This window comes from Streptomyces sp. YS-3 (assembly GCF_045257485.1).
Taxonomy (GTDB): domain Bacteria; phylum Actinomycetota; class Actinomycetes; order Streptomycetales; family Streptomycetaceae; genus Streptomyces.
In genome coordinates this window covers 1-26,233 of record NZ_JBJHPC010000034.1, presented here as the reverse complement: position 1 = coordinate 26,233, position 26,233 = coordinate 1, and the positions used below count along the sequence as shown (strand labels likewise).

The following is a 26,233-nucleotide window of genomic DNA, read 5'->3' as shown; positions in this document are numbered from 1 at the left end:
CCCGGGCCCCGTTCGGAGACGCTCACCGGGACCATCGAGGTGGCGTTCCCCGAGTTCCTGACCCCGCCGCCCGRGCCGATGGGGTTACTGGCCGCCTGGCTGGAGAACAGCGTCACGCTCGGAGTACGGGAGCCACGCGCACTGGCCCTGGCCACCGCCGACGCCCGGGGGCGCTCCTCCTCCCGCATCGTGGCCCTCGGCTCCGTGACGAAGGAAGGCCTGGTCTTCCTCAGTCACAGCAGCAGCCAGAAAGGGCGCGAACTCGCGGAGAACCCCTGGGCGTCCGGCGTCCTCTACTGGCGCGAGACCAGCCAGCAGATCACCGTGGCGGGGCCGGTGGAGAAACTGCCCGACGCCGAGTCCGACCGCATGTGGTCCGCACGGCCCGTCTTCACCCACGCCATGTCGACCGCCTCCCGGCAGAGCCGGACGATGAACGGTCTCGACGAGGTGAACGAGTTGCGAGCCACGGCAAGGGAGTTGGCGGACCCGCAGCGCCCGCTGCCGCGCCCCGCGACCTTCACCGCCTACCGACTCGTCCCCGAGATCGTGGAGTTCTGGGCCGACGGCACCGAGCGCCTGCACGAACGGCTCCGTTACGACCGTACCGACGACGGCTGGGACATCAGCAGGCTCCAGCCCTGACCAGCGCGCGGCCAGTCGGGGGCCGCCGACCGCGGCCCCCGGCTCGCGAGGTGCGTACGCGCCTCAGCCTCCCACGACCGCCTCGATCACCGAGGCGTGCGGCGAGGGTTCCAGGACCCGCGCGACCGTGAAACCCGCCGTGGCGAGCAGCGCCTCGTACTCGGCGCGGGTGCGGCCCTTTCCGTTCAGGACCGTCATCATCAGCACGTCGATGGTCTTGCCGGGGTGCGGCTCGTTGCCCGCCGGGATCATCGCGTTGATGACCAGCAGCCGGGCGTGCGCGGGCATGGCCTCGCGGCAGGTCCGCAGGATGCGTACGCACTCCTCGTCCGGCCAGCTGGCCAGCACGTGCTTGAGGAGGTAGACATCGGCGCCGGACGGCACGGAGGTGAAGAAGTCCCCGGCCCGCGCGCTCCAGCGGCCGGCCAGCTCCGGGGTGTCGAGCACATGCCCCGCCACCACGCTCTCCAGGTCGACCAGGGTGCCGTTCATGTGCGGGTGGCGTCGCAGGACGGCGCGCAGCAGACCGCCGCGCCCGCCGCCCACGTCGACCACGCTGGTGACTCCGGAGAAGTCGACGGCGTCGACGACATCGTTGCTGAGCGTCTCGGAGAACGCCGCCATGCTGGAGTTGAAGGCCCTGCCGAGCTCTGGGTCGGCGGCGACATGGTCGTAGAAGGGGACGCCGTACACGTTCTCGAAGGCGGTGCTGCCGGTGCGTACCGCCTCGTGGAGCTGGGCCGCCGACTGCCAGAACACGGGCTCGCCGCGCACCATGATGTAGTCGCGCAGCGAGCGCTCGGTGTCCGTGCGCAGCGGCTGGGCGAGCGGGGTGAGGTGGAAGCGGCCCTCGTCGTCCTCGCGGAAGACACCCTTGGTGGCGAGGAAGCGCAGCAGACGGTAGAGGTGGGGGCCGTCGACCCCCGCCGCCTTGCCGAGTTCGTCGGCGCCGAGCGGCCCGTCCGCCAGATGATCGGCGATATTGAAACGCGCGGCGGTGTGCAGGGCCGCCGAGTAGAGGTATCCCAGGGAGAGTTCGAGTAACTCGCCCGTCACCTCGTCGGGGGCGGTGGAGGAGGCGTCGGGCCTTCGGGCCCCCGTGCCTTCCGGGGTGCCGGTCGTCCGCGGAGCGCCGGTGTCTTCGGCGGCTTCGGTGTCTTCGGGGCGAGCGTCTGCCATCGGTGGGTCCCCTCTCTCAACCCCCGTCACCGGCAAGGGCGCAGAGGAATATGCGTACGATCGCGTGAACGGCGCCTCAGCCTACGTCCGGTGCGTCCTGTACCGCTGGAGAGCGACGTGAGTCCTGGAAGTCGCCTTCGTGGCGGGCACCTAAGCGTTTCTTTCGTGCCCTGGGTGGGTCGACTCCCGGGTGCCTGTTACGGCAGGCGTGAGCCGAGCCGGGTCCTGAGCCACTCCAGTGCCGCGGCGCCCTGCGCGGCCTGGAAGGCGCGCAGGGTCGGCAGGCCGGGCGGTGCCTCGTGCAGTGACTGGCGTATGAAATAGCCGGTCAGGGCGGCAAGAGTGGCGGTGACACCCGCGGGCTCGGCATCCCGGCCCAACGGGTGTGTGGTGAACACCTCGTCCGGGTCGGGGCCGCCCTGGGCACGGACGCACGGCAGCATCAGGAGCAGGTCGAACCAGGGCGCGGCCGGTACGGCGTGCGGCCAGTCCACGAAGACGACACGGCCGTCTGCCGTCAGCAGCAGGTTATCGGCGCGCAGATCACCGTGGGCGAGGGTGTCACCCGAGGCGGACTCGCCCCAGGGCGCGGCGAGATCGGCGAGCGCGGGCAGGTTCCGCCGCGCCCAGGGGTCCAGCCGGTCCCGGCACTCCGCGCCCTCCTCGTCGAGGAGCTGCTCCCACCCCCGGAAGGACTCGGCCTCGGCCTCCGCGACGGCCAGGACGTCCACGGGCGCGGGCGTGAGGGCCGACGCGAGTTCGCTCACCGCGTCCAGGACGCGCGCCAACTCGGCGGGCCGCCAAGGCACATGGGGCTGACGCCCCTCGACGTCCTCGAAGGCGAGAGCCACCCAGGGCGCCTCGTCGTGGGTGGCCAGCAGCCGGGGCGCCGGGACGGCGGACGGCAGGGACGCGGCGATACGCGCCTCGGCCCGGTGGAGCAGCGGACTGCCCGGATTGGCCTCGGCGCTCACCGCCTTGACGAACGCGCGCCGCCCGTCCGCCAGCCGTACCCGCGCGGCCACGCCCGGCGAGAACCCGCCGCGCTGGGTCACCGCGTCGACGACAGGAGCGCCGAGCCGCGCCTCCAGCCCGCGCCTGACGTGCTCGGGAACCTGTTCCCAGGCGGTACGGACTCCGTTGGCGGGCGGTGTGGTGAGGCTCATGCGGACATGATCGGCGATACGCGGGAGGGAGCGCGAGAAGTTTTCGCGCGAGGGTCCCCGGGCGGGTGGCGCGGCAGCTCAGGCGCTGGTGAGGATCGTGAGCTGCCGGGTCGCACGGGTCATCGCGACATAGCGGTCGACGGCGCCCTCGATGCCGTCGCCGAACGCCTCCGGGTCGACGAGGACGACCAGATCGAATTCGAGTCCCTTCGACAGGGCCGGAGTCAGCGACCGTACGCGGGGTGTGTCGCGGAACAGGGGAGCGCCGATGACGCAGGCCACCCCCTCGCCGTGCGTCGCGAGCCAGTCGTCGAGGATCGCCGCCAGCTCCGTCGCCGACCCGTGCCGGACGGGGATACCGCTACTGCGGATCGAGGCCGGCACGTTGGCGTCGGGGAGCGCCGCCCGGATGACGGGCTCGGCCTGCGCCATGACCTCTTCGGGCGTGCGGTAGTTGACGCTGAGGGTGGCCACCTCGATCCGGTCGAGTCCGACCCGCTCCAGCCGCTCCCGCCACGACTCGGTGAACCCGTGCCGGGCCTGGGCGCGGTCGCCCACGATGGTGAAGCTGCGGGAGGGGCAGCGGCGCAGCAGCATCTGCCACTCGGCGTCGGAGAGCTCCTGGGCCTCGTCCACCACGATGTGCGCGAACGGCCCGGCCAGGGGATCCCGTTCGGCGGTGGGCAGCGCGCTGTCGTCGATCAGGGTGTCCTGGATGTCACGCCCGTGCAGCATCCCCAGCGCGCCTTCGCTCTCGTCGATCTCGACGTTCTGGAGCATGCTCGCCATGGCGTCGGCCCGGCGGGCGCGTTCCGTGGCGGCGGCGGCCTCGCGGCGGCTCCTGCGCGCGGACTCCCCCGCGTCGCCGAGCCGCTGCCGGGCGGCGTCCAGCAGTGGCAGGTCGGACACCGTCCAGGCCCGAGCGTCCCCGCGCTGGAGCCTGCGTACGTCATCGGCGCTCAGCCAGGGGGCGCACCTGCGCAGATACGCGGGCACCGACCACAGGTCGCCGACGAGGTCGGTGGCCTCCAGCATCGGCCACGCGCGGTTCAGGGCGCCCATCAGCTCCCGGTTCTGGAGCAGCGCCCTGCGCAGCAGCGCGGGCGGGACCTCGTCGTCCGCCTCGTCGCCGCCGTCGCTGTCGCCCTCGTACTCGTCCGCGTGCTTGTCCATGAGGATCGTCAGCAGTTCCTCGCGGATCTGGTCGCGTGCCTCGTTGTGCGGGGTGCCGGGCTCCACGGCCGCGAACGCCGCGGCCCAGTCGTCCGCGCTCAGCCAGACGTCCGACCAGTGGGTCGAGACCGTCATCCCCTCGGTGGGCGGCTCCTCGTACAGGGCGACGGCCGGCTCGATCGCCTTCACCATGTCCGCGGAGGACTTCAGCCGGGCCACCTCCCGGTCGGTCTCGGCGTTCACGGAGGCGCCCTCGGCGACCAGGTCCCGTATGACGCAGGTTTGCACGCCCTCCTCACCCAGGCTGGGCAGGACGTCGGCGACGTAGTCCAGATAGGGCCGGTGCGGGCCGACGAACAGCACGCCGCCCCGACGGTGGCCGAGGCGCGGGTCGGAGTAGAGCAGATGGGCGGTGCGGTGCAGGGCGACGACGGTCTTGCCCGTACCCGGGCCGCCGTCGACGACGAGAGCGCCCCGCGAGCCCGCGCGGATGATGGCGTCCTGGTCGGACTGGATGGTGGAGAGCACGTCCCGCATCCGGGCCGACCGGTTGCCGCCCAGGCTGGCGATGAACGCGGACTGGTCGTCGAGCGCGGCGCGCCCTTCCAGTCCCTCGGAGGTGAACACCTCGTCCCAGTAGTCGCTGATCCGGCCCCCGCTCCAGCGGTATCTGCGGCGGCTCGCCAGGCCCATCGGATTGGCGTGGGTCGCGGCGAAGAACGGCGCGGCGGCCGGGGAGCGCCAGTCCACGAGCAGCCGGCGGCCCGTGCCGTCGGTGAGCCCGAGGCGGCCGACGTACACGGGCTCGGTGTCGTCCTCGCGTACGAAGTGTCCGAGGCAGAGGTCCAGGCCGAAGCGGCGCAGGGTGCGCAGACGGCCGGTCAGCCGGTGGATCTCGGTGTCCCGGTCCATGGCCTCCCGGCCCTTGCCGCCGGGCGCCCTGCGGGCGTCCTCCAGCCGGTCGGACAGTTCGGCGATCGACTGGCCGAGGCTCTCCGCGATGGCGGCGAAGTGCCGCTCGTCGCCGTCGACGAGCGCGGGGTCGGCCTTGTGGGACAGCCGCTCGGGCAGGTCGAACGCGCTGGTGGTCAGGTTAATCATGTCAGTGGCTCCGATCCGGGGACGCGACCGTGGAGAACGACAGGGCGCACACCAGCGCACCGGTGCCGGACACCCACGCCGGCCGCACAGGTCCCGCCATCGGCTCCACGCCACCGCTCGCCCCCTGAGCCGACGACCACGGCTCGTACACCGACAACAACGCACACACGTCGCACATCCCCCTATTTGCCTGACGTTCTGAGCTCGGTGCGCGATTGTGCCCCACCCCGGGGGCCTTGCGGCAAGGCCCCCACTGCGCTATAAGTTGAGAGTGGCAAGGAGTGGGAACACCTCCTTGCCATTCGTCTTTCAGGCGCCGAGGTGCGCCGCGCGCCGGTTCGGCGGAGTCTGGACACCATGCAGCGCAAGGGCGAGCCGGGCGGCGCGGACCAGGACCCGGAGGCGGTTCTCGACCGGCTCTACGGCACGCCGCCCCCCGACTTCGTGGCCCGCCGTGCGGAGCTGGCCACTGCGGCCAAGGCAGCCGGCCGCGCCCAGGACGCGAGCCGCATCCGCGCCGCCCGCCGCCCCACCCTCGCGGCGTGGGCAGCGAACCTGCTGCGGCGCTCCCGCCCCGAGGAGAGCGAACGGTTCCTGGAGCTCGGCCAGGCGCTGCGCGAGGCCTACCGGTCCCTGGACGCCGACGGGATCAGAGAACTCAACGAGCAGCGCCGCAGTGTGGTGTCCGCGATGTCCGGGCAGGCCGCCGCACTGGCCCAGGAGAACGGTCACCGGCTGTCGGACGCGGCACGGCAGGACGTCGAGAACACCCTGCGCGCGGTCCTGGCCGACCAGGACGCGGCAGACCAGTGGGCCACGGGCCGCCTGGAATCGGCACTCACCCCGCCGTCGACGTTCCCTCAGACGGCCAGTGCGTCAGACAAACCGGCCGGACGCAAGACAGTGGCCGGACGCGAGCCGGGGGCCGAACACAAGACGGCGGCCGGACGCAAGGCGGCGCCGCCTCCCCCGAAGACCGCGCCCAAGGACGAACTCGCCGCCCGGCGCCGCAAGCGCCACCAGGAAGCCGAGCAACGCGCTCGGGCCGAACGCGCCCAAGCGGAACGTGCTCAGGCCGAACAAGCCCACGCGGAGCTCGCCCGGGCCAAGGAGGCGGCGGACGCGGCCCAGCGGCGTCTGCGCGAGCGGCGTGCCGAGCACGCGCAGACGGACGAGCGGCGGCGACAGGCACGCGACCACTACGACCAGGCCCATCGGCAGGTATCGGACCTGGAGCAACAGCTCCGGCGCGCCCGGGACGAGCTCCAGAAGACCGAACGCGAACACCGGACAGCGGAGGAGCACCACCGGACGGCCGCCCAGGCGCTGACGGAGGCCGAACGTACGGCGCGTGAAGCCGCCCGCACGCTGGAGAAGCTGCGCTGAACGCGAGGTCGGACCTCCCCTGGCGGAGGAGCGGCGCGCAACGCCCCCACCACCGTCAAGGGTGTCGGCGCCCCCACGCGGAGATCATCGGAGCGGTGGCCAGGTCGAGCCGTCCGGCGGCGACGTTCGCCAGGTGGCGGTCGATCTCCTCGTCGGTGGCCAGTCCCTGCCCGGTCAGCAGGTGGCGGATCTGCCGCACCGTCGCGTCCTCCAGCACGGCACACGCCGGCGAGGTGATCGGGAAGTACGCGTCGGCCTCCACCCCGTCCAGACCCGCTTCCCGGAGCACCCTGGGCAGGGTCCGCCCGTACGCGAGGTCCGCGCCGCGCGCCGCCATCAGGGTGCGGAACCCGGCCCGCAGCCGGTTGGCGAGCCGCTGCTCGGGCCCCGACTCGTCCGGGCACAGCAGCGGCTGCAACGTGGGATCGGCGTCCTCCAGGAGCAGCCGGCCGCCGGGGCGCAGCGCCGAGACCATCCGGCGCAGGGCCTCGGCACGGTCGCTGACGTGCGTCAGGACCAAGCGGGCGTGGACGAGGTCGAAGCCGCCGGGCGGCGGCGGATCGGCCGCCACGTCGTGGCGGAGCACCTCGACCACGCCGTCGGCGGCGTCCCGGGTCCAGGACACGTCGATGTCGGTGGCGACGACCGTACCGGTCGGACTCACGCGCCGGGCCAGCCCGAGCGGCACCGAGGGGCCGCCCGCGCCGACCTCCCAGCACCGCATACCGGGGCCGATCCCGAGCCGGTCCACGTGCCGGAAGGTCACCGGGTCGAAGATCTCGGCGAGGGCGCGGAAGCGGACGCCCGCCTCCGACTGCCGGTTGTCCAGCAGATAGCCGCGGTCGGTGTCGTGCTCAGCCTCAGCCATCCGGCGATTGTGGCAGAAGGTCGGTGCGGCACCGCGTCGGGCCGTTACGGTGGACGCGTGAGTGTGGGCGTGAGCGGTGAGTTTTGGGATCCGGACGGACCGGGGGTGCTGCGACTGCCCTCCGGACGGCTGGTACGAGGCCGCGCGCTGCGCCGCCCCCTCCCCGACGGCCCCACGCCCACGTACGCCGTGTATCTGCTCGGCAAACAGCCTCCGCACGTCCCCTGGCGGGCCGAGTGGCTGCGCTGGCCGGACTTCCGGCTGCCCGGCGACCGCGCGCGAGCGGTCGAGGTGCTTCGCGAGGCCTGGGAGCGCGCGGCACGCGAACGCGTCGAGCTCGCCTGCGGCGGCGGCCGGGGCCGCACCGGCACGGCACTCGCCTGCCTGGCGGTCCTCGACGGGGTGCCCGCCGAGGACGCGGTCGCCTACGTACGGCGCGACTACGACCGCCACGCCGTCGAAACACCCTGGCAGAGCCGGTACGTACGCCGTTTCGGCGGCTGACCGCCGGGAGCCGGCGGGAGTCGGCGGCGGCCGGTCAGAGCGGGGTGAGGACCATCAGGACTTCGTCGCGGTCGTCCCCGGGGGCGAGGCGAAGGGCGTCCGGCCAGCGGCCCGTCTCCTTCCAGCCGAGCCGGCCGTAGAACTCCTCCAGCCCGACACCGCCGCGCGCGGCCAGGCGGAGCTGTTCCAGCCCCATCTCGTCGCGGGCGATCTCCCGCAGGTGGTTCATGAGAGCCGCACCTATGCCCCGGCCCCGCAGGCCTGTCCGTGTCTGGACGTGGTGGACCGTCCCCCAATGCGCGGTGAGCTCGAAGAGCGTACGGCGGACGTTCAGCCAGCCCGCCAGATGGCCGCCGACCGAGGCGACCAGGAGGCGGCTCGTCCTCGGGTCCAGGCCCGCGACGAGCGCGTCGACCGCGGGAGCGGCCTGCGCCGCGTCGATCGGCGGGAAGGGGAACCCGGCAGCCCCACCGGCGTTGGTGACCTCGATCCAGCAGTCGACGAGGGCCTGCCGCAGCTCGGGGGTGACGGCGTCGGGCGTGGTGACCTGTCGTAGGGCCAGGGGTTCGCTGCTCATACGCAGATTCTGGCACCGGCCACTGACAGTGCCGGGTGGGCGAGCTGCCCACGCGCGACGCCTACGCGGGATGCCCGGCCGTGATGTCCAGTGTCTGGTGCAGGGACAGGGGCGTGCCGCCGTTCGCCTGGACGGTGAGGGGTGCCAGGAGGAATCCGACGTGGTCGCCTCCGTCGAAGTGTTCAAGGATCTCGCCAGTGAACCAGGCCGCGGCATCCGCCAACAGGGGCGTGCCGTGCGGGCCTTCGGTCCAGGCGAGGCCGTCGAACTTGTTCACCTCGGCCCCGCACAGGGCGCCGAACCGCACGGCCAGATCGTGGTTCTGCGGCAGCAGGTGCACCGCCAGGACCGTTGCCTCCCGGGCCACCAGATAGGTGTGGTTGGAGGTGGAGAGCCACACGACGAACCGCTCGGGCTCCAGGGAGCACTGGCCGGCGAAGCCCACCAGACACCCGGCCCGCCGTCCGCCCGCCGACGCGGTCACCACGTAGACGGGAGAGTCGACCAGTTTGGTGAAGTCGTCGAAACTCACCTGAAGCCTCCTTGATTCCGGGTCTCGGTCGAGGATACGCACGCGCTTGCCGACAACTCGTCGTCCCGACATGCGCGCGGCGGCGCGCCCTGCCCCGGACGGCCCGTCCCAGCACGCACAATGGCCGTACACCGAAAGCGGAGGTTGGTATGCCGGGATTCCTCGACCGGGCCAAGGAACAGGCCCAGTCCGCCCTCACCCAGGGAAAGCAGAAGGTGGACGAGGTCCAACAGCAACGAGCCGGGAACGACCTGCTGAAGAAGCTCGGGGCGGCCTACTACGCGGAGCGGCGCGGCTCGGGCACCGCGGAGGCGACCCAGCAGGCACTGAGCGCGCTGGAAGCCCATATCGCGACGCACGGGGACAGCTTCCTGCGCGGTTAGCGGGACGGGTGCCGCAGCGGGACGTCGGCGCCGCACGGCGGACGCGCCCCGGCAGGGCCGCCGCGCGGTCGCCCGCGCGCCACGGGCCCTGCCGCGGCCGACCCGGCCCCGTGCCGGGCGTCGCATGCCGGTCGTCGCATACCGGGCGGCTGCCGGAGGAAGGTACTACTCCTCCGCGCGCGAGGCCCGCCCCGCCGCCGTTCTGACGTGCCGATGCCCATCGAGGGGGAACTTCGGCGGCCACGCTGGGAGAATCCGGTCGAAGGCGTACCCGGTCTTCTCCGCGACCCGGCACGATGCCCCGTTGTCCGCCTGGTGAAGCAGTTCGAGGTGGTCCAGGCCGGCAGTCCCGAAGGTGTCGAACGCCCAGGCCGTGAGGGCCTCCAGGGCGCGCGGGGCCACGCCGCGACCGCGTGCCGCCGCTGCCGTCCAGTACCCGACCTCGGCGCCGGGACTTCCGACGGCCACGTCCTTGAGCGCCACATTGCCCACCAACCGCGCCGGCTCCGTGCCCTGGGCCGTTTCGAGGACCGCGAAGCCGAACCGGCTGCCCGTCGCCCAGCCCTCTTCCTGCATCCGCATCCACCGCCGCACATCGTCCTCGCTGTCCAACGGGGCGGTGGCACCACGGCGCAGAGCGGGATCCCGGTACGCCTCGATCAGCGCGGGAATGTCGTCCGGGCACCACGGGCGGAGAGTGAGCGGGGGCGCGGTCGGCGTCGCGGTGGCCGTAAGTATGACGGAGTCGTTCACCGGCCAAGCATAGGGCGGGGGCGGGCAGTTACAGGGGGACAGGTCGACATCCCACCGCGAGAGGCACACCCCATGACTACCTATGTGTTGATCCCCGGAGCCGGCGGCTCTGCCTGGTACTGGCATCACGTCGAGCGGGAACTGATCCGCAGGGGGCACGACGTGGTGGCCGTGGAGCTGCCGGGAGCCGACGCCCGCGCGGGACTGCCGGAGTACGTGGACACGGTCGTCGAGACGGTCGTCCGCGAGGTCGGTGAGCACCGGGAGTCGGTGGTGGTGGGGCAGTCCCTCGGCGCGTTCACCGCCCCGCTGGTGTGCGCGCGCCTGCCCGTGTCCCTGCTCGTGCTGGTCAACGGGATGATCCCGCGCCCCGGTGAGACAGCGGGGGAGTGGTGGGCCAACACCGGTCAGGAGGCGGCCCGTCGGGCGTTCGACCTGAGCGAGGGGCGCGATCCGGACGCGCCGTTCGACCTGGCGACGTACTTCCTCCACGACCTGGCGCGGGAGGACGTGGACGCCTCCGCCGAGCACGCGGCCGAGGAGTCCGACGCGGTCTTCGCGACACCGTTCACCCTCGACGCCTGGCCGAGTGTGCCGACCCGGGTGGTGGCCGCCCGCGACGACCGGTTCTTCCCCGCCGCCTTCCAGCGCCGGGTCGCCGAGGACCGGCTCGGCATCACACCGGACGAGATGCCGGGCGGCCACCTCGCGGCGCTGAGCCACCCGGGAGAGCTCGCCGACCTGCTGGAGGCGTACGCCCGGGCGTGAGGCCGGGAAGGGGCCGCCCCTCGGCCGCTCCGCGCGGCGCCAGAAAACGCATGGACCGCGGGCGTACGGGCGCGGGACACTCGTGTGCTCACCTGCCGGTCCTAGCACAGGGGTGGGATGGGATCATCAGAATCACGCGAGGGCTTGACGAGCAGGGGCTCGGTGCTCCTCGCCCTGCGCTACTATGGGCGCGAACTGGCCCGGCTGCGGCGGCTGACCGTGCCGGCGCTGCTGCTGCCCGCGCTCGGGAACATCGGCCTCCAGTACGTGGCGCCCCTCGTCGTCGCCAAACTCGTCTCCCGCATGGCCGGGCAGGGCGACACCGTCGCTATCGGGTCGATACTGCCGTACGTCCTGGGCTTCGCCGGGGTGCTGCTGTTCGCGGAGGCGCTGTGGCGCGTCGGGCTGCACTGTCTGAACCGGCTCGACGCGCGCGGCATCGAGCACCTCTACGTGATGGCCATGGACGAGCTGTTCGCCAAGGACGCCGCCTTCTTCCACGACAACTTCGCCGGGTCGCTCACCAAGCGCGTCCTGAGCTTCGCCACCCGCTTCGAGGACTGCGTCGACACCCTGACGTTCAGCGTGGTCGGCAGTTTCCTGCCGCTGGCCTTCGCCTCGGTGGTGCTCTGGCAGTACGACCCGCTGCTCGTCGTCGGGCTCCTGACGCTGCTCGTGTTCACGGCGCTGTGCGCGGCGCCCCTGATCCGCCGGCGCCAGGCGCTGGTGGCCGAGCGCGAGCGGGCGATCGCCCGGGTGTCGGGCCATGTCGCCGACAGTCTGATGAACATGGACACGGTCAGGTCGTTCGCCGCCGAGGAGCGCGAGGCGGCCGAACACCGTCTGCGTGTCGCGGAGTCGCGGCGCCTGACCCTGCGGTCCTGGGACTACGGGAACCTGCGCATCGACACGCTGGTCGCCCCGCTGTCCGTACTGACCAATGTGCTGGGCCTGGTGCTCGCCGTCGGGCTCGGGGGCGGGGAGCACGGGGTCGAGGCGGTCATCGTCGCCTTCACGTACTACACCAACGCGACCCGGATCATGTTCGAGTTCAACCAGATCTACCGTCGTCTGGAGAGCTCGATGACGGAGGCTTCGCAGTTCACGGAGCTGCTCCTGGAGCCGCCGACCGTGCTGGATCCCGCCTCGCCCCAGCCACTGCCCGCCCGGGCGGGCGAGGTGCGCTTCGAAGGGGTGACGTTCGCCCACGCGGGCGCCAAGCCGCTCTTCGAGGGCCTCGACCTGGCGGTCCCCACCGGGACGAAGATCGGTCTCGTCGGCCGGTCCGGCGGCGGCAAGACCACGCTGACCCGGCTCCTGCTGCGGATGACGGACGTCGACGGCGGGCGGATCCTGGTCGGCGGCCGGGACATCAGCACGGTGCGCCAGCGCGAACTGCGCGGCCTGATGGCGTACGTCCCGCAGGACCCGGCGATGTTCCACCGCACCCTGCGGGAGAACATCGCCTTCGCCCGGCCGGCCGCGACCGACGAGGAGATCCGGCGCGCGGCCGAGGCCGCGCACGTCACGGAGTTCGCCGACGCGCTTCCCGACGGCTTCGACACCATGGTGGGCGAGCGCGGGGTGAAACTCTCCGGCGGCCAGCGCCAGCGCGTCGCGCTGGCCCGGGCGATCCTGCGCGACGCGCCGATCCTGCTGCTCGACGAGGCGACCAGCGCGCTGGACTCCGAGAGCGAGATCCTCGTACAGGACGCGCTGTGGCGGCTGATGGACGGCCGTACGGCGCTGGTGGTGGCGCACCGGCTGAGCACGGTCGCCACCATGGACCGGCTGGTCGTCCTCGACCGCGGCCGGATCGTGGAGCAGGGCACCCACCACCAACTGCTCGCGGCCGACGGTGCCTACGCGAAGCTGTGGCAGCACCAGTCGGGCGGCTTCCTCGACGGCGCTCCCGAGCGGGCGGACCGTCGCTGAGGCCGGGGGGCGTGCCGGGCCCGGCCCCGGGCCCGGCACGCCCTGCCCGTACGGGAGGGTGCTCACACTTCCAGCATGTCCTCGACCCGGCGCAGTTGGTGCCGGGCCATCGCCAGGTTGGCCCGGCTCTTGTCGAGGGCCAGATAGAGGAAGAGACCGGCGTGTCCGCGGCCCTTCAGCAGCCGGATGAGGTGGTACTGACCGCCGAGGGTGATGAGGATGTCCTCGATCTCGTCCTTGAGGCCCAGCAGTTCCATGGTCCGCACCTTGGCGCGGACCACGTCGGTGTTTCCGGCGGCGGCCACCGACAGGTCCAGGTCCTTGCCGCCGCCCAGTGTGCCGAGGGCCATGCCGCTGCTGTAGTCGACGAGTGCCACGCCGATGGTGCCCTCGATGGAGGTCATCGCTTCCTTGAGCGCGGTTTCGGTGTTGCCCATGGGGTTCGCACTTCCCTTCCGGTGGGTGTTCGCTGTCATGTTCCGGGGCCGGGTGGCCCGGGATCCGGTGCTGGTCATGAGGTCTCCAGCCGTTCGAGTGCGCCGTCGACCAGTTCGCCGATGCGGGCTCCGGCCCGGCGGGCTTCCAGGTGCAGACGGCCGACGTTGGTGCGGGGCTGCGCGAGCAGGGTGAGCACGGCGGCGGAGCCCGCCGCGTAGGTGGCCGCGTAACCGTCCTCGCCCTGGACGAGGAGCTCGCGGAAGGCCCCGCGGCCGGTGGTGTGGATGAGCCGCTGGGCGACGCCGAGGGCGGCGGCGGTCAGCGCGGCGACCGACTCGGCGTCCTCCACGGCCTCCTGGGCGAGCACGAGACCGTCGACGCTGGCGGTCAGGGCGCCGGTGACCTGCGGCAGGCGCGCCCGCAGTCGGCGCAGTTCGGCAAGGATCTCCGCCTCGGCCGTCATCAGCTGTCTCCTTTCGGCGCGTTGGCGCAGCGCGCGGATCACGGCATGGCCTCCAGGGCGTCCCGCAGCCTGCGCAGCAGGGCCTCGTCCGAGGGGCGGGTCGCCTCGGCGAACGCGCGGGCGACCCAGTCGGGCACGGTCTCCCGGGGCGCGGGGGCGAGGGGGGTCTCGATCGCGCCGAGTGCGGCGAGCCTGCGTACGTCCACGAGGGTGTGGAAGGCGGGACGGCCCAGCAACCGGGCGATGGAGCCGGGGGTGCGTGCCCCGTCCACCGCGGCGAGCAGGGCGCGCTGGCGGACGGTGACCGGCAGCCCCGGGCGGTCCGGTACGGGGACGACGGGCGCGGTGTCCACCTCGGGATGGGGCCAGATCCGGTCGAGCAGCTCCCTGCGGCGGGTGACCTCCCGGGCCAGCGCCTGGGCGGGGACGGGCCGCACGGAGCCGATCCAGTGCAGGGCCCCGTAGCGGAACCGGGTGGGGCCCTTGCCGGGGGCGAGGGCGAAGAACGCGGCGTCGTGGAGCGCGCCGAGGTGGCACAACTCCAGCTCGCCTCCGCTGACCTGGCCGCTGTCGACGAGGAAGCGCCCGACGGTACCGCGCGCGCCGGCCTGGTCGACGGCCCGCCGCCAGGCCTCGGGGCGCATCCGGCCGCTCGCGGTGAGCAGCACGTCGAGGCCGGGTGCGGCGGGACTCTCGGCGTGGACCACCTGCCCGTCCACGAGGTACAGGGTGCCGGTGTCCCGCAGGAGTGCCCCGGTGGCCCGTTCGGCCACCAGCCGTACCAGCATGGGCGAGACGGGCACGCGGTCGCAGGTGTCGTCGGTGGGTGTCATCCCAGGACCAGCCGGTGGGCGAGGTCGCGCAGGCACAGCCGGGCCATGGCGAGGTTGCCCTGCTCGCGGTCGAGCCAGAGGTAGAGGAAGAGGCTGCTGTCGAACGTCGTCTCGACGAAGCGCAGCAGGTGGTAGCCGGTGTGCGAGGTGACGAGCACGTCCTCGACCGGCAGCGGCCCGTCCGGTTCCACCTCGTCGGCCACGAAGGCGGGATGCTCGGCCGCCGTCCGGGCGAACTCCGCCGCCTCGGCGGCCGTCGTCTCGTGGTCACCGCAGGGCGAGTCACCGATGGTTCCCAGGGCCAGCCCGCTGGTCCAGTCGACCACGGCGGCTCCCCGCACGCCGGGTAACCCCATGGTTTCCAGCAGGCACTCGTCGATACCAAGCACGCGCGACTTCCTCCCCTGGCGCCGCCGTGGACGGGCCGCGCATGGTTCCGGGCGCGGCTTGAGGTGACGAAAGGTTACGCAGCGTGTCACCCACCAGGGGAAGTTCTGGCATTTTCCAGCGGAACATGCGCGGGGTTGACTAGGGTGCCCGCCGCTTGAGCGGTCATGCCGGTGAAGGGCGCGGGCGGCAAGGTCCCGCGGAAGCCGCCGTGTCACCTCGTCATTTCCTGGGCGTACCGCCGACTTTGCTCCCGGTATACCCGCCGAAGGATCTGTTCCGCCGCGCCCCGCGTTGAATTAACGGAAAAGATGAACGGATTTCCCTCCGCTCATGTCTTCGCGATCCGGACGGGAATCCTTCTCCGCCATCTTTACGTGGCCGATACCTCACCCGTGCAACTGATCCAATTGGCGGTCGCCGGGCGACTCCTGACAGAGTGCGCGGCAGAGCGACATTCCCGTAGTCCACGAGAGAGAAGGAGGAGGGTAAGCCATGAAGGCAGCCCGCCTATTGGCTTCTATCGGTATCGCCACCCTGTCCGTGGCCGGTCTCACCCTCACCGCCGCGGCCCCGGCAAACGCGACACCGCACGTCACATGCCAGGTGGGGAAAGGTGATTCCTTCACCACGGTCGGCATTCAGTGCAACCGGCAACTTCCCTCCGACAGGGCCACCACGGTCACCCTGCGGGATCATTCCAGCCTCGAAACGTGGTGGTGCCGGAACGATCCCCCGGTCTACTTCTTCGTCAGCCCGGCCAGCACCCTCGCCCAGCAGCTGAGGATGGAAGAGGGAAACACCTACGTCGGAACGCACTGCACACGGCTGAGCTAGATCTCGCCGAAATCGGTCCCCGGTCCGCGTTCGCGCGTCACTGACCGGTGCGGGCCGAGTCGACGAGTATTCCCGGCGCCGCCCGGGCCGGAGCCGGGCCCTGGCGGATAGTCGCCTCCACTTGCGCTCTGGCGCGGCCCCGCCGCACCCAAGACTCCCGCCACCACCGTGGCCGTCCCTCCACCGCTCGCGCCGGTCCTCGGGACCGGCTGAACCCCGAGCCGCCGCCGCGCCCTACTGGTCCTGCACAGGGTCGAGTGGCCGCTCGAAGAACGTCTCCAGGACCACCGTGGCCTGCGTCCCGCTGACCCCGTCGATGGCGTATATCCGGCGCAGTACGTCCTGGAGCCGCTCGGTGGTCGTGGTCCTGACCTTCACCAGCACCGAGGCGCTGCCGGCGATGACGTGTGCCTCCAGGATCTCGGGGAGCGCGGCGAAGGCCTGCGCCGAATCGCCCATCCACGAGGTCGAGTCCACCATGACGTAGGCCAGGACGGCGCCGCCCACCGCCGCCGGGTCCACCTCGACGGTCGTGCGCCGGATGACCCCGCGCTCGCGCAGCTTGCGCACCCGCTCATGAGCGGCACCGGCGGACAGCCCCACGGCCTGCCCGAGCGCCGCGTACGACTGCGTGGCGTCCTGCTGGAGTTGCGCCAGCAGGGCGCGGTCAATGTGATCCACAACTCTCCATTCGGTATCGTCTTGTACGGACCATAGCTGATCCTGCAAGGTGAGGCCCAGGCCGAAGAATGTTCGGCCTGGGTGGTATCCGTCGGAGAAGGAGAGCCCCATGGCTGGCGAGCGCGCCGGGCTGTACGAGATGTTCGACGAGCGGTTCCGCACCGGACGGTGCATGAACGGGGACGCGGCCCTGGAGGTGCTGTACACCGGTTGCCGCTGGGCCGAGGGGCCGGTGTATGTGCCGGCCTGGCGCCAGGTGGTCTGGAGCGACATCCCCAATGACCGGATGCTGCGCTGGGACGAGGAGACGGGCGCGGTCGGCGTCTTCCGGCGCTCCGCCGGGCACACCAACGGCAACACCCTCGACCGCGAGGGCCGGCTGATCACCTGTGAGCAGGGCAACCGCCGGGTGACCCGCACCGAACACGACGGCACCATCACGGTCCTGGCCGAGCGCTGGGAGGGCAAGCGGCTGAACAGCCCCAACGACGCGGCGGTCAGGTCCGACGGGTCGATCTGGTTCTCCGACCCGGACTTCGGTCTCACCAGCGACTACGAGGGCTACCGCGGCCGGAAGGAGATCGGGGCCAACAACGTCTACCGCATCGATCCCGTATCCGGTGCGGTGAGCCTGGCCGCCGACGGCCTTGAGGCGCCCAACGGACTGGTCTTCTCGCACGACGAGCGGCAGTTGTTCGTCTCCGACACCCGTGCGGGCCGCATCCGGGTCTTCGACGTGCGCGACGACGGCACGCTGTCCGACGGCAGGGTCTTCGCCGAGGCGGGCGCCAGGCAGCACGCGCACTTCGACAATCTGCGCTTCGACGAGGACGGCCGCCTCTGGGCCGCGGCGATGGGTGACGGGGTGCACTGCTACGACCCCGACGGCACCCTCCTCGGGCGGCTGCGGGTCCCCGAGCCGGTCTCCAACATCTCCTGGGGCGGCCCCAAGCGGAACCGCCTCTTCATCACCGCCGAGACCAGTCTCTACTCGGTGGTCATGGCGGTCACCGGCACCCACCCGACAGGGCCGGGCCGCCGCCCCTGGCTGGACGCCTAGACCAGGGAGGGACCGTCCTCACCGGCAGGATCCCCCGCGACTGTCGCCGACGCCGTACGTCGGTGACAGCCGCAGGGGCGTGCGCCTCCCGCCGGCCCGGTGCCACTCGGGTGCCGGGGCGGGCTACTTGCTGATGGCGAAGCGCATCAGGGCGTGCTCGTCGCCCTGCTTTATCTTCCCCGTCACGTTGATGACTTCGAGCTTCCAGCTGCCGCCGACCCGTACGGCCTTGGCGACGGCGCAGCCGTTGTCCTGGGTGAGCAGGCTCGGCCAGATGTCGGCGACCTGCTGGGAGCTGCCACCGCTCGCGTCGTAGACCTTGAAGCTGATGTTGCGGGCCTTCTGGAAGGAGCTGCCCTTCTTGAACGCGGCGGCGACGAACACGATCGACGTGATCTGGTCGGGGACGCGCGCGAACTCGACCGTGACGGTCTCGTCGTCGCCGTCCCCGCGCCCCGTCTGGTTGTCGCCGCTGTGCACCAGCGAGCCGTTGCCCATGGGGTCGAGGGAGTCGAGGCCCGCGAGGCGCACCGGGTCCGTCCCCTGCATGGCGACGGCGATCAGGTCGAGGTCCGTGCCGGACTTGCGGCGGAGCAGGCCGACCACGCCGCCGCTGCTGCCGGCCGTGGGGTCCCAGGAGACCCCGATGGACAGGTGGGTCACCCCGTCCAGGTCCGCCGGGCCGGAGTCCTTCGTCAGTGTGATCATGCGTGGCTCATCCTCTTCGGTAACGGACTACAACACGCAAAGTGTGCCTAACGCCCTGGTGGGGGCGTGGAGGTGGGTCCCGGTGAGCGGGATCGGCCCCCGCCGGGCGGTCCTCTGGCGCGGGACGTCCTCCTGCGGACACGGCTGTGCCGGTCGCGGGGGAGGACCCCGCGACCGACATCAGTGGTGGTGCGGTGGCGCCACCGGGTGTCACTCGGCCGCGGCGATCCAGCCCCGCAACTGCTCGGTGGTGGTGGAGGGATCCGCGACGAGTACGGCGAGTTCGTCGTCGGGGGAGCCCAGGGTGGTGATGGCCGGGCACCGGTGACAGGCGTCCACTCCCGCCTGGTTCCACCACTTGCAGTGCGGACGGAGATGGCACCGCGGCACGGCCGCGGTGGCGTGGGACGACGGCAGGGTCTGGATGCGGTCGATCAGGCCGCAGGCGTCACCGACCCGGTTCGCGCAGCCGGACACGCAGTGCGAGGCGAACCGGAGCACCCGGTTGGGCGCGATGCCCTCGGGGATGGTGGGCAGGACCTGTGCGGCCGGAACCGGCTCGGACAGATAGACCACTTGGCCGTTCTCCCCCGACCGGACCCCCAGAACGACGGATTCCGGCCGATGGGCCTCGCCGCTGGGGCACCAGGTGACGTGGTCTTCCCCCGGATTGTCCACGGTGCGCACCCGCCCCGCTCAGGAGCCGGTGGTGTCGGCGCCGTCGGGGCTGGTGTTGACGACCCCCAGGATGGGCCCGCCGGTGGTCCCGCCGCTCGCCTGCTCGGCGGCGACCGCCTTGTCCAGGTGTGCCGCGAGGTGCTGGGCGTCGATGCGCTGGGCCGCGTTGGCGGTGCCGGCGGCGGCGAGGAGCCCGGTGAGGAGCGCCGCGGTGGCGGCGGCTGCCCGTATGTTGGGGTTCATGTCGTCCCTCCCTGAACGTGTCGTCACGACTGACAGAGGCGACCGTATGCACCAACTCCCGTCCGGGGAAGCCGTTTTGGGGCGTAACTTTTTCGCCACCGCGAGGAGCCGCGCGGAGGCGGGGAGTCCGAAAGGGATGCCCGGCGGGCTGTCACCCCCGGGGACGCGCCTCGCGCCACTCCCGTAGGGCCTCGTCCACGTCGATCGGCTTCCTGCCCAGCGGGGGCCCCGGCGGCGGCTGCCTGAGCATGCGGTTGATCTTGTCGTTGAGCGGCTCCAGGAGGGCCCGCACGGCTCGCTCGGACGGCGCCTTCACCACCGCGGCCAGTACGTCCTCGATCTCCTTGCGGAGCGCCAGCGCCGGCGGCAGCATCGCGGTGACGCCCTCGCGGGCCATCTTCTGGCGGATCCACCACAGCTCGTCGTACGGCTGCGAGGCATCGGGCAGCGGCTTGCCGAAGCCCGGCAGTTCGGCGAACTCGCCGCGCTCCTGCGCCTCGCGGATCTGCCGGTCCACCCATGACTCCACGCTCATTCCCGGGGGCTTGCGCTCTGTCACCGGACCACTCTCCTCTGTCGCGGAGCGGTGCGCCGACCGCCGGGTGAGCATGGCGTCCGACCGGTGCGCTCCCGCCGGGGAAGGACATCGACACCTCAACCCTAACCGGGAGCCGCAGTGAATGGTCGGCCGCGGCCCCGCGTCATGATCGGGCCCGGCCGGGGGTGTGTCCGTACGGCGTGAGCGGGTCTGCCCGGTGGCGCGGCGGCGCCGGGCGGCGCCGCCCGGCCACGTACGGGATGCGGGAGAATCGCGGCATGGTGATCTCCGCGCGCGCCCTCAACCGTGCCACCCTCGCCCGGCAGTTGCTGCTCGGGCGCGAGCCGCTCGACGCCGTGGAGGCGCTGCGCCGGGTGGTCGCCCTCCAGGCGCAGCAGCCCGCGTCGCCGTACATCGCGCTGTGGAACCGGCTGCGGGACTTCGACCCGGCTCAGCTCGACGAGGCCCTGGCCGACCGCCGTATCGTCAAGGCCACGCTCATGCGGCTCACCCTGCACGTGGTCCTCAGTGAGGACTACCGGGGCTTTCGCGAGGCGATGGAGCCGACGCTGCGCTCCTCGCGGCTCGGCGACGCGCGCTTCCGCGCCGGCGGGCTCACCGCCGAGGATGCCGGCCCGCTGGTCGAGGGCCTGCTCGCCTACGCCGAACAGCCGCGCAGCAGCGCCGAGTTGGGGGAGTGGTTCGCGGAGCGTCTCGGCCGTCCGCTGGAGAGCGGGGCCCAGCGGATGCTGCGGCAGTACGCGCCGCTGTGGCACGCGCCGACAGGCGGACCCTGGGCGTTCACCCACCGGCTGTCGTACGTCGCGGCGGCACAGCGGCCCGCCACGGACGAGCCCGAGGCGGCCGACGCGGGGCTGCGGGCACTGATCCTGCGCTACCTGTCGGGTTTCGGCCCCGCGTCGACGGCCGACATGGCGCAGTTCGCACTGGTGCACAGGCCCCGGGTCAAGGCCGCCGTGAAAGCACTCGGCGACCGGCTGGAGCAGTTGGAGGGCCCCGACGGCACCGTGCTGTACGACCTCCCGGGCGCGCCCAGGCCCGAGGAGGACACGCCCGCCCCGCCCAGACTGATGGCGATGTGGGACAGCGTCCTGCTGGCCCACGCCGACCGCAGCCGCGTGATCCCGCCCGAATACCGCAAGCACGTCACCCGGGTGAACGGCGACGTACTGCCCACGCTGCTGGTCGACGGCCGGGTCGCCGGCGTGTGGCGCGCCACCGACGGGGGCATCGAAGCCGGCGCCTTCCACCCGCTGCCCGCGCACGTCTGGCAGGAGCTGGCGGCCGAGGCCCGGTCCCTGCTCGCCCTCCTCGCCGCCCGCGACCCGCGTGCCTATGCCCGCTACGACCACTGGTGGGCCAAGGGCGTGCCCGCCGCCGAGACCCGGCTGCTCCCCGGGGACTGACCCGGCGCCCGCGCACCGGCGGGCGGTGGCGTGTTGCCCCGTTTCCCGTTGCGACGGTCGACGGGAAACCCGTCGACCGGGCCGGGTCGGGCGACGAGGCTTGGGTGCACGGGGGCACTGAGGCCCACCCGTTCACCGGCCCACGGTCCCACCGGGCCCATCGGTTCGTCGAGGAGAGCTTCATGAAGCTGCGTTGGTGGTCATCGACCGCTGTTCTCACCCTGATCGCCGTGCTCATGCCCGCATCGGACGCCCTGGCGGCCCCGGCCGCACCGGCCTGCCCCGGCGGATCGATCTGCTTCTACACCGGATCCAACTTCAACGGCCGGAGCTGGGAGTGGGTCGCCAGGGACGGGTACCACGACATGCCCGCCAACTTCCACGACAACGTCGGATCGTTCGTGGCGAGCAGTGACGGGTGCTTCATCAACTGGGACCCCAAGGAGACCCGGGTGGTGCGCAACGGCGACTACCGGATCAACTACGGCAGTGACTTCGGCGGCCGTATCGACGGTGTCGGCAACGGCTGCTGAACCGTACGCCGGGCGTGCGGCCCCATCAGGGGGCGCACGCCTCCAGCGTCCCGGGCCGGTCCCGCTCCAGCGCGTCGGCCAGCTCCGTTCTGCGCCGTATCCGCAACTTCCGGTAGGCGCTGGTCAGATGGGTCTCCACGGTACGGCGTGCCAGATGGAGCAGATCGGCGATCTCGGTGTTGGTCAGGCCCTCGGCGGCCAGTTCGGCGATACGGCGCTCACTGCCGGTCAGCGACCCGGGGCCGGTGTGCACCACCACGGGGCCGCGCGCGCCGCTCCGGCGCAGGGCCTGGCCGGCCTGCGAGACCATGTCCACGGCGCCGCGGCCCTCGGCGAGCTCGGCCGCCTCGCGCAGACAGTCGCGGGCATGACCGCGTTCGCCGGCCGCGTGGAGCTGGCGGCCCTGTGCCAGCAGGGCCCGGCCCAGTTCCATGCCCGCGTCCGCGGTCGCGTCCCGCAGGGTCGCCACCGCCTCCTCGGCCAGCTCCAGACCCCGCCGCCCCCCGGTCGCGGCGCCCAGCACACGCAGGGCGCGGCCCACCGTGCGCGGGGTGTTCCACACCCGGGCGAGCCGCAGCTCCTCCGCCGCCAGGGCCAGCGCGTCCCGGCCGCCGCCCAGCGCCAGCCGGCACTGCGCCGCCGCCGTACGCCACGGGGTGACGACAGGGCTGAGGACCCCCCGGGCGGACTGGCGTCGTCCGCATTCGAGGAAGTCGTGCAGGGCGCCCGCCGGGTCACCGGTGGTGGCCCGCAGCGCGCCCCGCGCATAGAGGAAGCGGTTCGCCTCGAAGTTCTTCACCGGTCCGCGCAGATCGAACGCGGCGGCGAACCGCCGGGCCTCCTCGAAGCGGCCGGTGTGGACGAGCGCGAGCAGCGCGTTGGCGTCCCGGTTGGAGGGAGTGGGGCGCAGCTCCCTGGGACGCTCGACCACGCCGGGGTCGTAGTGGGCGGCGAGCAGATGGACCGCGTCACCGCGGGCGGCGGCGATGTCGGCACGTGTGTTCAACAGCAGATGCCGCATCGGATGCAGCAGCATGGGCTGCTGGGCGGCGAGGCCGTGGTCGACGAGCCGGTCCGCCTCGTCGAGTTCGTCCGCCCACTGGGCCACCGCGGCGGCCGTCCCCAGCAGGAAGGGTTCGGCGAGCGGGTCGGTGGGCTGCGCGAGCAGGTCCCGTATCCGGGACATCGCCTCCTGGGCGGAGATCGCCGCCGCCGTCGCCGCGTACCGCACGAGCAGGGCCTGACCGGCGGTGCCGATCAGCTCGGGGGAGTACTGCGCGGCCTCGCACAGCCGCCGGTAGATCCGCTGCCGCGCCTCGATGTCCCCGTCACCCAGCAGCGCGGTGGCGGTCCGTACCGTACGCGCCAGATCCGGGTGGGCGGAGAGCCGCCCCTCGGTGTGGAGCAGCACGTCCATGGCGGTACGGATCTCGCCGCGGCTCACCAGGGCGGTGCCGAGGGCGACGGCGGTACGTACCCGGTCGCGCGGCTCGGCCGCCAGATGGTGCGCCTCGGCCAGCCGGGCGATGGCCGCCGGGGCGTCCGCCGACGCGTAGTGCAGGGAGCCCAGTTCGGTCAGCACGCGCTGCCGCAGGCTGTCGGGAAGCGGCTCGTCGAGCGTGCGGCGCAGATAGGCGATGGCGTCGGCGGGACGGGCGTCGTGCACGGCGACCGTCACCGCGTCCCGCAGGACCCGTACCGCCCAGGGCAGATCACCCGCCGGCACCCGCAGCAGATGCCGGGCGACGGCCTCGGCCCGTGCGCCCCCGCGCAGCATCGCCTGCGCCGCGGCGCGGTGCGCCGCCTGCCGGCGCGCCTCGGGCCAGCCGGTGAGCACCGCGTCGCGCAGCAGCGGATGCGCGTAGCGGGGACGGCCGGCGGCGTCGGTGCGCAGCAGACCGAGCCGGGCCGTCGCGGCGAGCCAGCCCGCGATCCTGGCGGGGTCCGCGCCCGTCGCCTCGGCCAGGAGCCGCACCGGATCGGCCTCCCCCTCCGGGGCGTCCCCCGAGAGTTCGTCCGGTGGCCACGCCTGCTCCAGCGCCGCCAGGCAGCGGGCCGCGTCGGCCGTCGCGGGGCCGGCGCTCTGCAGCCACCAGGAGACGGCCGCCGGATAGGAACCGGGATACAGGGCGGCGCAGGTCTCGGGCAGCGGCGGTGGGCCGTCGGCTTCGGGAGGATCCGCGCCCAGGTCGTCGAGGAGGGCGTGCAGCAGCAGCGGACTGCCCGCCGCGGCGCGCACACAGTCCGCCGTCCACCGCGCGCCCGCCGAGGGGAAGGCCTCCCGGACCAGGCCGACCGCCGCCGCGTCGCCGAGCGGGGCGAGGGTGTGGGCGTGGACGAGCGAGGGGGACAGCGTCCGGGTGAGACCGGCGCGGCCGGGCTCGATGTCGTACTGGCTGCGTTCGGTGGCCACCACCAGGACACCCGACCGTTCGACGCGGCGGGCCACGTCGCGCAGCCAGCGGCAGGAGGCGTCGTCGGCCAGGTGGACGTCGTCCACGGCCAGCAGGAGCGGCCCTTCGGCGGCGTACGAGCGGAGCGTCCGCCACAGCCCGGCCGCTCGGGCGCGCTCGTCCGCGCCGGGCGCGGCGTCGGTGGACTCCGCCACGGGCGCCAGCAGTTGGCACACCGTGGCGAAGGGCACCGCGCTGTCCTCCGACGAGCAGCGCACCCGCAGCACCCGCAGTCCGGCTCCCGCCGCGTGCTCGGCGGCGGCCTCCAGTACGGCGGTGCGGCCCGTGCCCGTGGCGCCGCGCACCACCACCAGGCCGCCGATACCGGCCCGGGCGCGCCCGACCGCCGCCGCGATCAGCCCCTCGGCGCGGTCGCGTTCGCGGAGCGGTCCGCTCATCGGGGCCTCCTGACGTCGGCGCTTCCCCCTGTGTTAGACGGGCGGAGACCGGAGAAGGTGGGGGTGAGATCGATCACTCGGGGGCAACGGGCTGCCCGGAAGGCCCGGCCCGCAAGGGTCGTAAGGCCCTCTCGTGGTGGTCTCGTGGTGTGCCTCGTGGTGCTCCACGATTGCGCGCGCCGCGGCCCCCGCAGAAGGGTGAGTTCAGTTGACCAGTGCCGGACGACCTCGTACGGCGCGCTCGTGAACAGGGGAGACGGTTGCTGAACTCACCCGGGACCGCCACGGTGTCCGATACCGAGCAGACGCGCGCCGTCCGCCGGCGGGTTCCGGTGGCCGTCACCGCACCGGACCCGATCAGCCGTGAGGGAGCGGTCAGCCAGCTGCGCCGCCATCCCGAGATCGAGCTGCGCGAGGAGACCGGCCCCGGCACGGTCTCCCTCTTCGTCGAGAACACGCTCGACGACACCGCGCTGAGCCGGCTGCGCCGCATCGTGCGCAGCGAGGGCGCGCGGGCCGTGGTCGTCGTCGACACGATCCGGGAGACCGAACTGCTGGACGTCGTCGGGTGCGGCATCGGCGCCATCGTCTGGCGGCACGAAGCCACCGCCCACCGGCTGGTGCAGGCGGTCCTGGCCGCCGCACGCGGCGACGGAGACCTCCCCGCGGACCTGCTCGGCAGGCTCATCAGCCAGGTGGGCACCCTGCACCGGGGCAGCGAGGGCCGCCCGGGCACCCCCTCGATCGGTCTCGTGCCGCGCGAGGTGGACGTGCTGCGGCTGATCGCCGAGGGCCTCGACACAGGGGAGATCGCGGGCAAGCTGTCGTACTCCGAACGCACCGTCAAGAACGTCATCCACGCCCTCACCACCCGGCTGCATCTGCGCAACCGCGCGCATGCCGTGGCCTACGCCCTGCGCGAGGGCTACATCTGACCGGACGGGCACCCCACGGCCGTCTGCGGTGACCGTACGGGCAGGGCGGGCTGCCCCGCCGCCGGTCCCGCCGTGCCTGCGCGCGGGAACGCGCGCGGGAGACGATCGGTGGCGGCAGACGGCAGCGGGGGCCGACGGACGGCAGAGCGGGAGCACGCGCGTGATCCACGAGGTGGACGAGGTACTCAAGAACCTCCTCGGCGGTGGGGCGCTGGCCGGATCCGGCATCGACGTGTCCTTCGAGGCACCCACCCGCGACTGGGCGGCCCGGCGCAACGCTCCCGTCGTCAACACCTATCTGTACGACATCCGCGAGGACACCGAGCGGCGCCAGCGCGGCCGGCTCCCGGTGCGCGACGAACGCGACATCGTGGTGCGCCGCCGCAGGCCACCGCGCTGGTTCCGGCTCTCCTACCTGGTGACGGCGTGGACCAAGACCCCTCAGGACGAACACCGGCTGCTGTCGGCCGCCCTGGCCACCCTGCTGCCCCACGAGCTCGTGCCGCCGGCCGAACTCCCCGCCTCCCTCGCGGAGCTGGGCCTGTCGGTGCCCGTGACCGTCGCCGGCAGCCGGACGGAGTCCCGCTCGCTCGCGGAGATCTGGTCCGCGCTCGGCGGCGAACTGAAGCCCTCCCTCGACCTGGTGGTGAC

At 72.7% G+C, this 26,233-nt stretch carries 29 protein-coding genes; 12 read left to right on the top strand and 17 right to left on the bottom strand.

The genetic code is table 11. The annotated features are described in order from the left end of the window. On the top strand, nt 1-645 hold a 645-nt coding region (gene phzG / locus ACJA3G_RS05665; protein ID WP_406551760.1), incomplete at its 5' end, for a phenazine biosynthesis FMN-dependent oxidase PhzG. A gap of 63 nt (nt 646-708) precedes the next feature. On the opposite strand, the gene ACJA3G_RS05660 is transcribed toward phzG, so the two are convergent. The 3 genes from ACJA3G_RS05660 to helR form a co-directional block, all read right to left on the bottom strand. After that, a complete protein-coding gene (locus tag ACJA3G_RS05660) occupies nt 709-1,824 on the bottom strand; it encodes a methyltransferase (RefSeq protein ID WP_406551759.1) in 1,116 nt (371 codons plus the stop codon). Nucleotides 1,825-2,021: 197 nt separating this feature from the next. Beyond that, nucleotides 2,022-2,990: an aminoglycoside phosphotransferase family protein gene (locus tag ACJA3G_RS05655; RefSeq protein ID WP_406551758.1), complete on the bottom strand. Its 969-nt coding sequence runs from the start codon at nt 2,988-2,990 to the stop codon at nt 2,022-2,024. 78 nt (nt 2,991-3,068) lie between these two features. Next, nucleotides 3,069-5,264: an RNA polymerase recycling motor ATPase HelR gene (gene helR / locus ACJA3G_RS05650; protein ID WP_406551757.1), complete on the bottom strand. Its 2,196-nt coding sequence runs from the start codon at nt 5,262-5,264 to the stop codon at nt 3,069-3,071. A gap of 357 nt (nt 5,265-5,621) precedes the next feature. Here helR and ACJA3G_RS05645 point away from each other — a divergent pair, with 357 nt between their 5' ends. Then, nucleotides 5,622-6,650: a hypothetical protein gene (locus tag ACJA3G_RS05645; RefSeq protein ID WP_406551756.1), complete on the top strand. Its 1,029-nt coding sequence runs from the start codon at nt 5,622-5,624 to the stop codon at nt 6,648-6,650. 55 nt (nt 6,651-6,705) lie between these two features. On the opposite strand, the gene ACJA3G_RS05640 is transcribed toward ACJA3G_RS05645, so the two are convergent. Continuing rightward, on the bottom strand, nt 6,706-7,518 hold the full coding sequence (locus ACJA3G_RS05640; RefSeq protein WP_406551755.1) for a class I SAM-dependent methyltransferase: 813 nt from the start codon (nt 7,516-7,518) through the stop codon (nt 6,706-6,708). A gap of 63 nt (nt 7,519-7,581) precedes the next feature. Here ACJA3G_RS05640 and ACJA3G_RS05635 point away from each other — a divergent pair, with 63 nt between their 5' ends. After that, nucleotides 7,582-8,022, top strand: coding sequence for a protein-tyrosine phosphatase family protein (locus ACJA3G_RS05635; RefSeq protein WP_406551761.1), 441 nt, complete (start codon nt 7,582-7,584; stop codon nt 8,020-8,022). A gap of 34 nt (nt 8,023-8,056) precedes the next feature. Here ACJA3G_RS05635 and ACJA3G_RS05630 read toward each other — a convergent pair whose 3' ends face one another. Then, on the bottom strand, nt 8,057-8,599 hold the full coding sequence (locus ACJA3G_RS05630; protein ID WP_406551754.1) for a GNAT family N-acetyltransferase: 543 nt from the start codon (nt 8,597-8,599) through the stop codon (nt 8,057-8,059). Between the two features lie 61 nt (nt 8,600-8,660). Beyond that, nucleotides 8,661-9,131 carry a flavin reductase family protein gene (locus ACJA3G_RS05625; RefSeq protein WP_406551753.1) on the bottom strand — a complete coding sequence of 157 codons (471 nt, stop codon included), beginning with the start codon at nt 9,129-9,131 and terminating at the stop codon, nt 8,661-8,663. Between the two features lie 149 nt (nt 9,132-9,280). Here ACJA3G_RS05625 and ACJA3G_RS05620 point away from each other — a divergent pair, with 149 nt between their 5' ends. Continuing rightward, complete coding sequence (locus ACJA3G_RS05620; RefSeq protein WP_406551752.1) at nt 9,281-9,514, top strand: hypothetical protein; 234 nt, start codon at nt 9,281-9,283, stop codon at nt 9,512-9,514. A gap of 165 nt (nt 9,515-9,679) precedes the next feature. On the opposite strand, the gene ACJA3G_RS05615 is transcribed toward ACJA3G_RS05620, so the two are convergent. Next, complete coding sequence (locus tag ACJA3G_RS05615; RefSeq protein WP_406551751.1) at nt 9,680-10,267, bottom strand: GNAT family N-acetyltransferase; 588 nt, start codon at nt 10,265-10,267, stop codon at nt 9,680-9,682. 72 nt (nt 10,268-10,339) lie between these two features. Between ACJA3G_RS05615 and ACJA3G_RS05610 the strand changes: the two genes are divergently transcribed. Together ACJA3G_RS05610 and ACJA3G_RS05605 are read left to right on the top strand one after the other, a co-directional pair. Then, on the top strand, nt 10,340-11,035 hold the full coding sequence (locus ACJA3G_RS05610) for an alpha/beta fold hydrolase (protein WP_406551750.1): 696 nt from the start codon (nt 10,340-10,342) through the stop codon (nt 11,033-11,035). 117 nt (nt 11,036-11,152) lie between these two features. Further along, the gene (locus tag ACJA3G_RS05605; protein WP_406551749.1) at nt 11,153-12,970 is read left to right on the top strand and encodes an ABC transporter ATP-binding protein; all 1,818 of its coding nucleotides are present in this window, start codon (nt 11,153-11,155) and stop codon (nt 12,968-12,970) included. A gap of 62 nt (nt 12,971-13,032) precedes the next feature. Here ACJA3G_RS05605 and ACJA3G_RS05600 read toward each other — a convergent pair whose 3' ends face one another. The 4 genes from ACJA3G_RS05600 to ACJA3G_RS05585 all read right to left on the bottom strand — a co-directional run bounded on the left by ACJA3G_RS05600 (nt 13,033) and on the right by ACJA3G_RS05585 (nt 15,093). Beyond that, nucleotides 13,033-13,407 carry a hypothetical protein gene (locus ACJA3G_RS05600; RefSeq protein WP_406551748.1) on the bottom strand — a complete coding sequence of 125 codons (375 nt, stop codon included), beginning with the start codon at nt 13,405-13,407 and terminating at the stop codon, nt 13,033-13,035. A gap of 74 nt (nt 13,408-13,481) precedes the next feature. Continuing rightward, entirely contained in the window at nt 13,482-13,871 is a 390-nt protein-coding gene (locus tag ACJA3G_RS05595; protein ID WP_406551747.1) for a roadblock/LC7 domain-containing protein, read from the bottom strand. A gap of 38 nt (nt 13,872-13,909) precedes the next feature. Beyond that, a complete protein-coding gene (locus ACJA3G_RS05590) occupies nt 13,910-14,704 on the bottom strand; it encodes a transcriptional regulator (protein ID WP_406551746.1) in 795 nt (264 codons plus the stop codon). Then, nucleotides 14,701-15,093: a hypothetical protein gene (locus ACJA3G_RS05585; protein WP_406551745.1), complete on the bottom strand. Its 393-nt coding sequence runs from the start codon at nt 15,091-15,093 to the stop codon at nt 14,701-14,703. The genes ACJA3G_RS05590 and ACJA3G_RS05585 overlap by 4 nt, the downstream gene beginning before the upstream one ends. 493 nt (nt 15,094-15,586) lie before the next feature. On the opposite strand from ACJA3G_RS05585, the gene ACJA3G_RS05580 reads away from it, so the two are divergent. Then, complete coding sequence (locus ACJA3G_RS05580) at nt 15,587-15,928, top strand: hypothetical protein (RefSeq protein WP_406551744.1); 342 nt, start codon at nt 15,587-15,589, stop codon at nt 15,926-15,928. Nucleotides 15,929-16,162: 234 nt separating this feature from the next. On the opposite strand, the gene ACJA3G_RS05575 is transcribed toward ACJA3G_RS05580, so the two are convergent. Next, complete coding sequence (locus ACJA3G_RS05575) at nt 16,163-16,609, bottom strand: Lrp/AsnC family transcriptional regulator (protein ID WP_406551743.1); 447 nt, start codon at nt 16,607-16,609, stop codon at nt 16,163-16,165. 109 nt (nt 16,610-16,718) lie between these two features. Between ACJA3G_RS05575 and ACJA3G_RS05570 the strand changes: the two genes are divergently transcribed. Further along, a complete protein-coding gene (locus ACJA3G_RS05570) occupies nt 16,719-17,669 on the top strand; it encodes an SMP-30/gluconolactonase/LRE family protein (protein WP_406551742.1) in 951 nt (316 codons plus the stop codon). 123 nt (nt 17,670-17,792) lie between these two features. Here ACJA3G_RS05570 and ACJA3G_RS05565 read toward each other — a convergent pair whose 3' ends face one another. From ACJA3G_RS05565 to ACJA3G_RS05550, 4 genes are all read right to left on the bottom strand, one after another. After that, nucleotides 17,793-18,377, bottom strand: a complete 585-nt coding sequence (locus ACJA3G_RS05565) for a TerD family protein (RefSeq protein WP_406551741.1) — start codon at nt 18,375-18,377, stop codon at nt 17,793-17,795. Between the two features lie 210 nt (nt 18,378-18,587). Next, on the bottom strand, nt 18,588-18,953 hold the full coding sequence (locus tag ACJA3G_RS05560; protein WP_406551740.1) for a hypothetical protein: 366 nt from the start codon (nt 18,951-18,953) through the stop codon (nt 18,588-18,590). 120 nt (nt 18,954-19,073) lie between these two features. Beyond that, nucleotides 19,074-19,298, bottom strand: coding sequence for a hypothetical protein (locus tag ACJA3G_RS05555; protein ID WP_406551739.1), 225 nt, complete (start codon nt 19,296-19,298; stop codon nt 19,074-19,076). 151 nt (nt 19,299-19,449) lie between these two features. Continuing rightward, on the bottom strand, nt 19,450-19,857 hold the full coding sequence (locus ACJA3G_RS05550; RefSeq protein WP_406551738.1) for a DUF1992 domain-containing protein: 408 nt from the start codon (nt 19,855-19,857) through the stop codon (nt 19,450-19,452). A 257-nt stretch (nt 19,858-20,114) separates the two neighbouring features. Between ACJA3G_RS05550 and ACJA3G_RS05545 the strand changes: the two genes are divergently transcribed. Together ACJA3G_RS05545 and ACJA3G_RS05540 are read left to right on the top strand one after the other, a co-directional pair. Then, nucleotides 20,115-21,263, top strand: coding sequence for a winged helix DNA-binding domain-containing protein (locus ACJA3G_RS05545; protein WP_406551737.1), 1,149 nt, complete (start codon nt 20,115-20,117; stop codon nt 21,261-21,263). 182 nt (nt 21,264-21,445) lie between these two features. Next, entirely contained in the window at nt 21,446-21,796 is a 351-nt protein-coding gene (locus tag ACJA3G_RS05540; protein ID WP_406551736.1) for a peptidase inhibitor family I36 protein, read from the top strand. A 25-nt stretch (nt 21,797-21,821) separates the two neighbouring features. Here ACJA3G_RS05540 and ACJA3G_RS05535 read toward each other — a convergent pair whose 3' ends face one another. After that, nucleotides 21,822-24,647, bottom strand: a complete 2,826-nt coding sequence (locus ACJA3G_RS05535; RefSeq protein ID WP_406551735.1) for an AAA family ATPase — start codon at nt 24,645-24,647, stop codon at nt 21,822-21,824. Between the two features lie 287 nt (nt 24,648-24,934). On the opposite strand from ACJA3G_RS05535, the gene ACJA3G_RS05530 reads away from it, so the two are divergent. After that, the gene (locus ACJA3G_RS05530) at nt 24,935-25,582 is read left to right on the top strand and encodes a response regulator transcription factor (protein WP_406551734.1); all 648 of its coding nucleotides are present in this window, start codon (nt 24,935-24,937) and stop codon (nt 25,580-25,582) included. 160 nt (nt 25,583-25,742) lie between these two features. Further along, nucleotides 25,743-26,233: DUF4255 domain-containing protein (locus ACJA3G_RS05525; RefSeq protein WP_406551733.1), on the top strand; the 491-nt coding region annotated here is incomplete at its 3' end.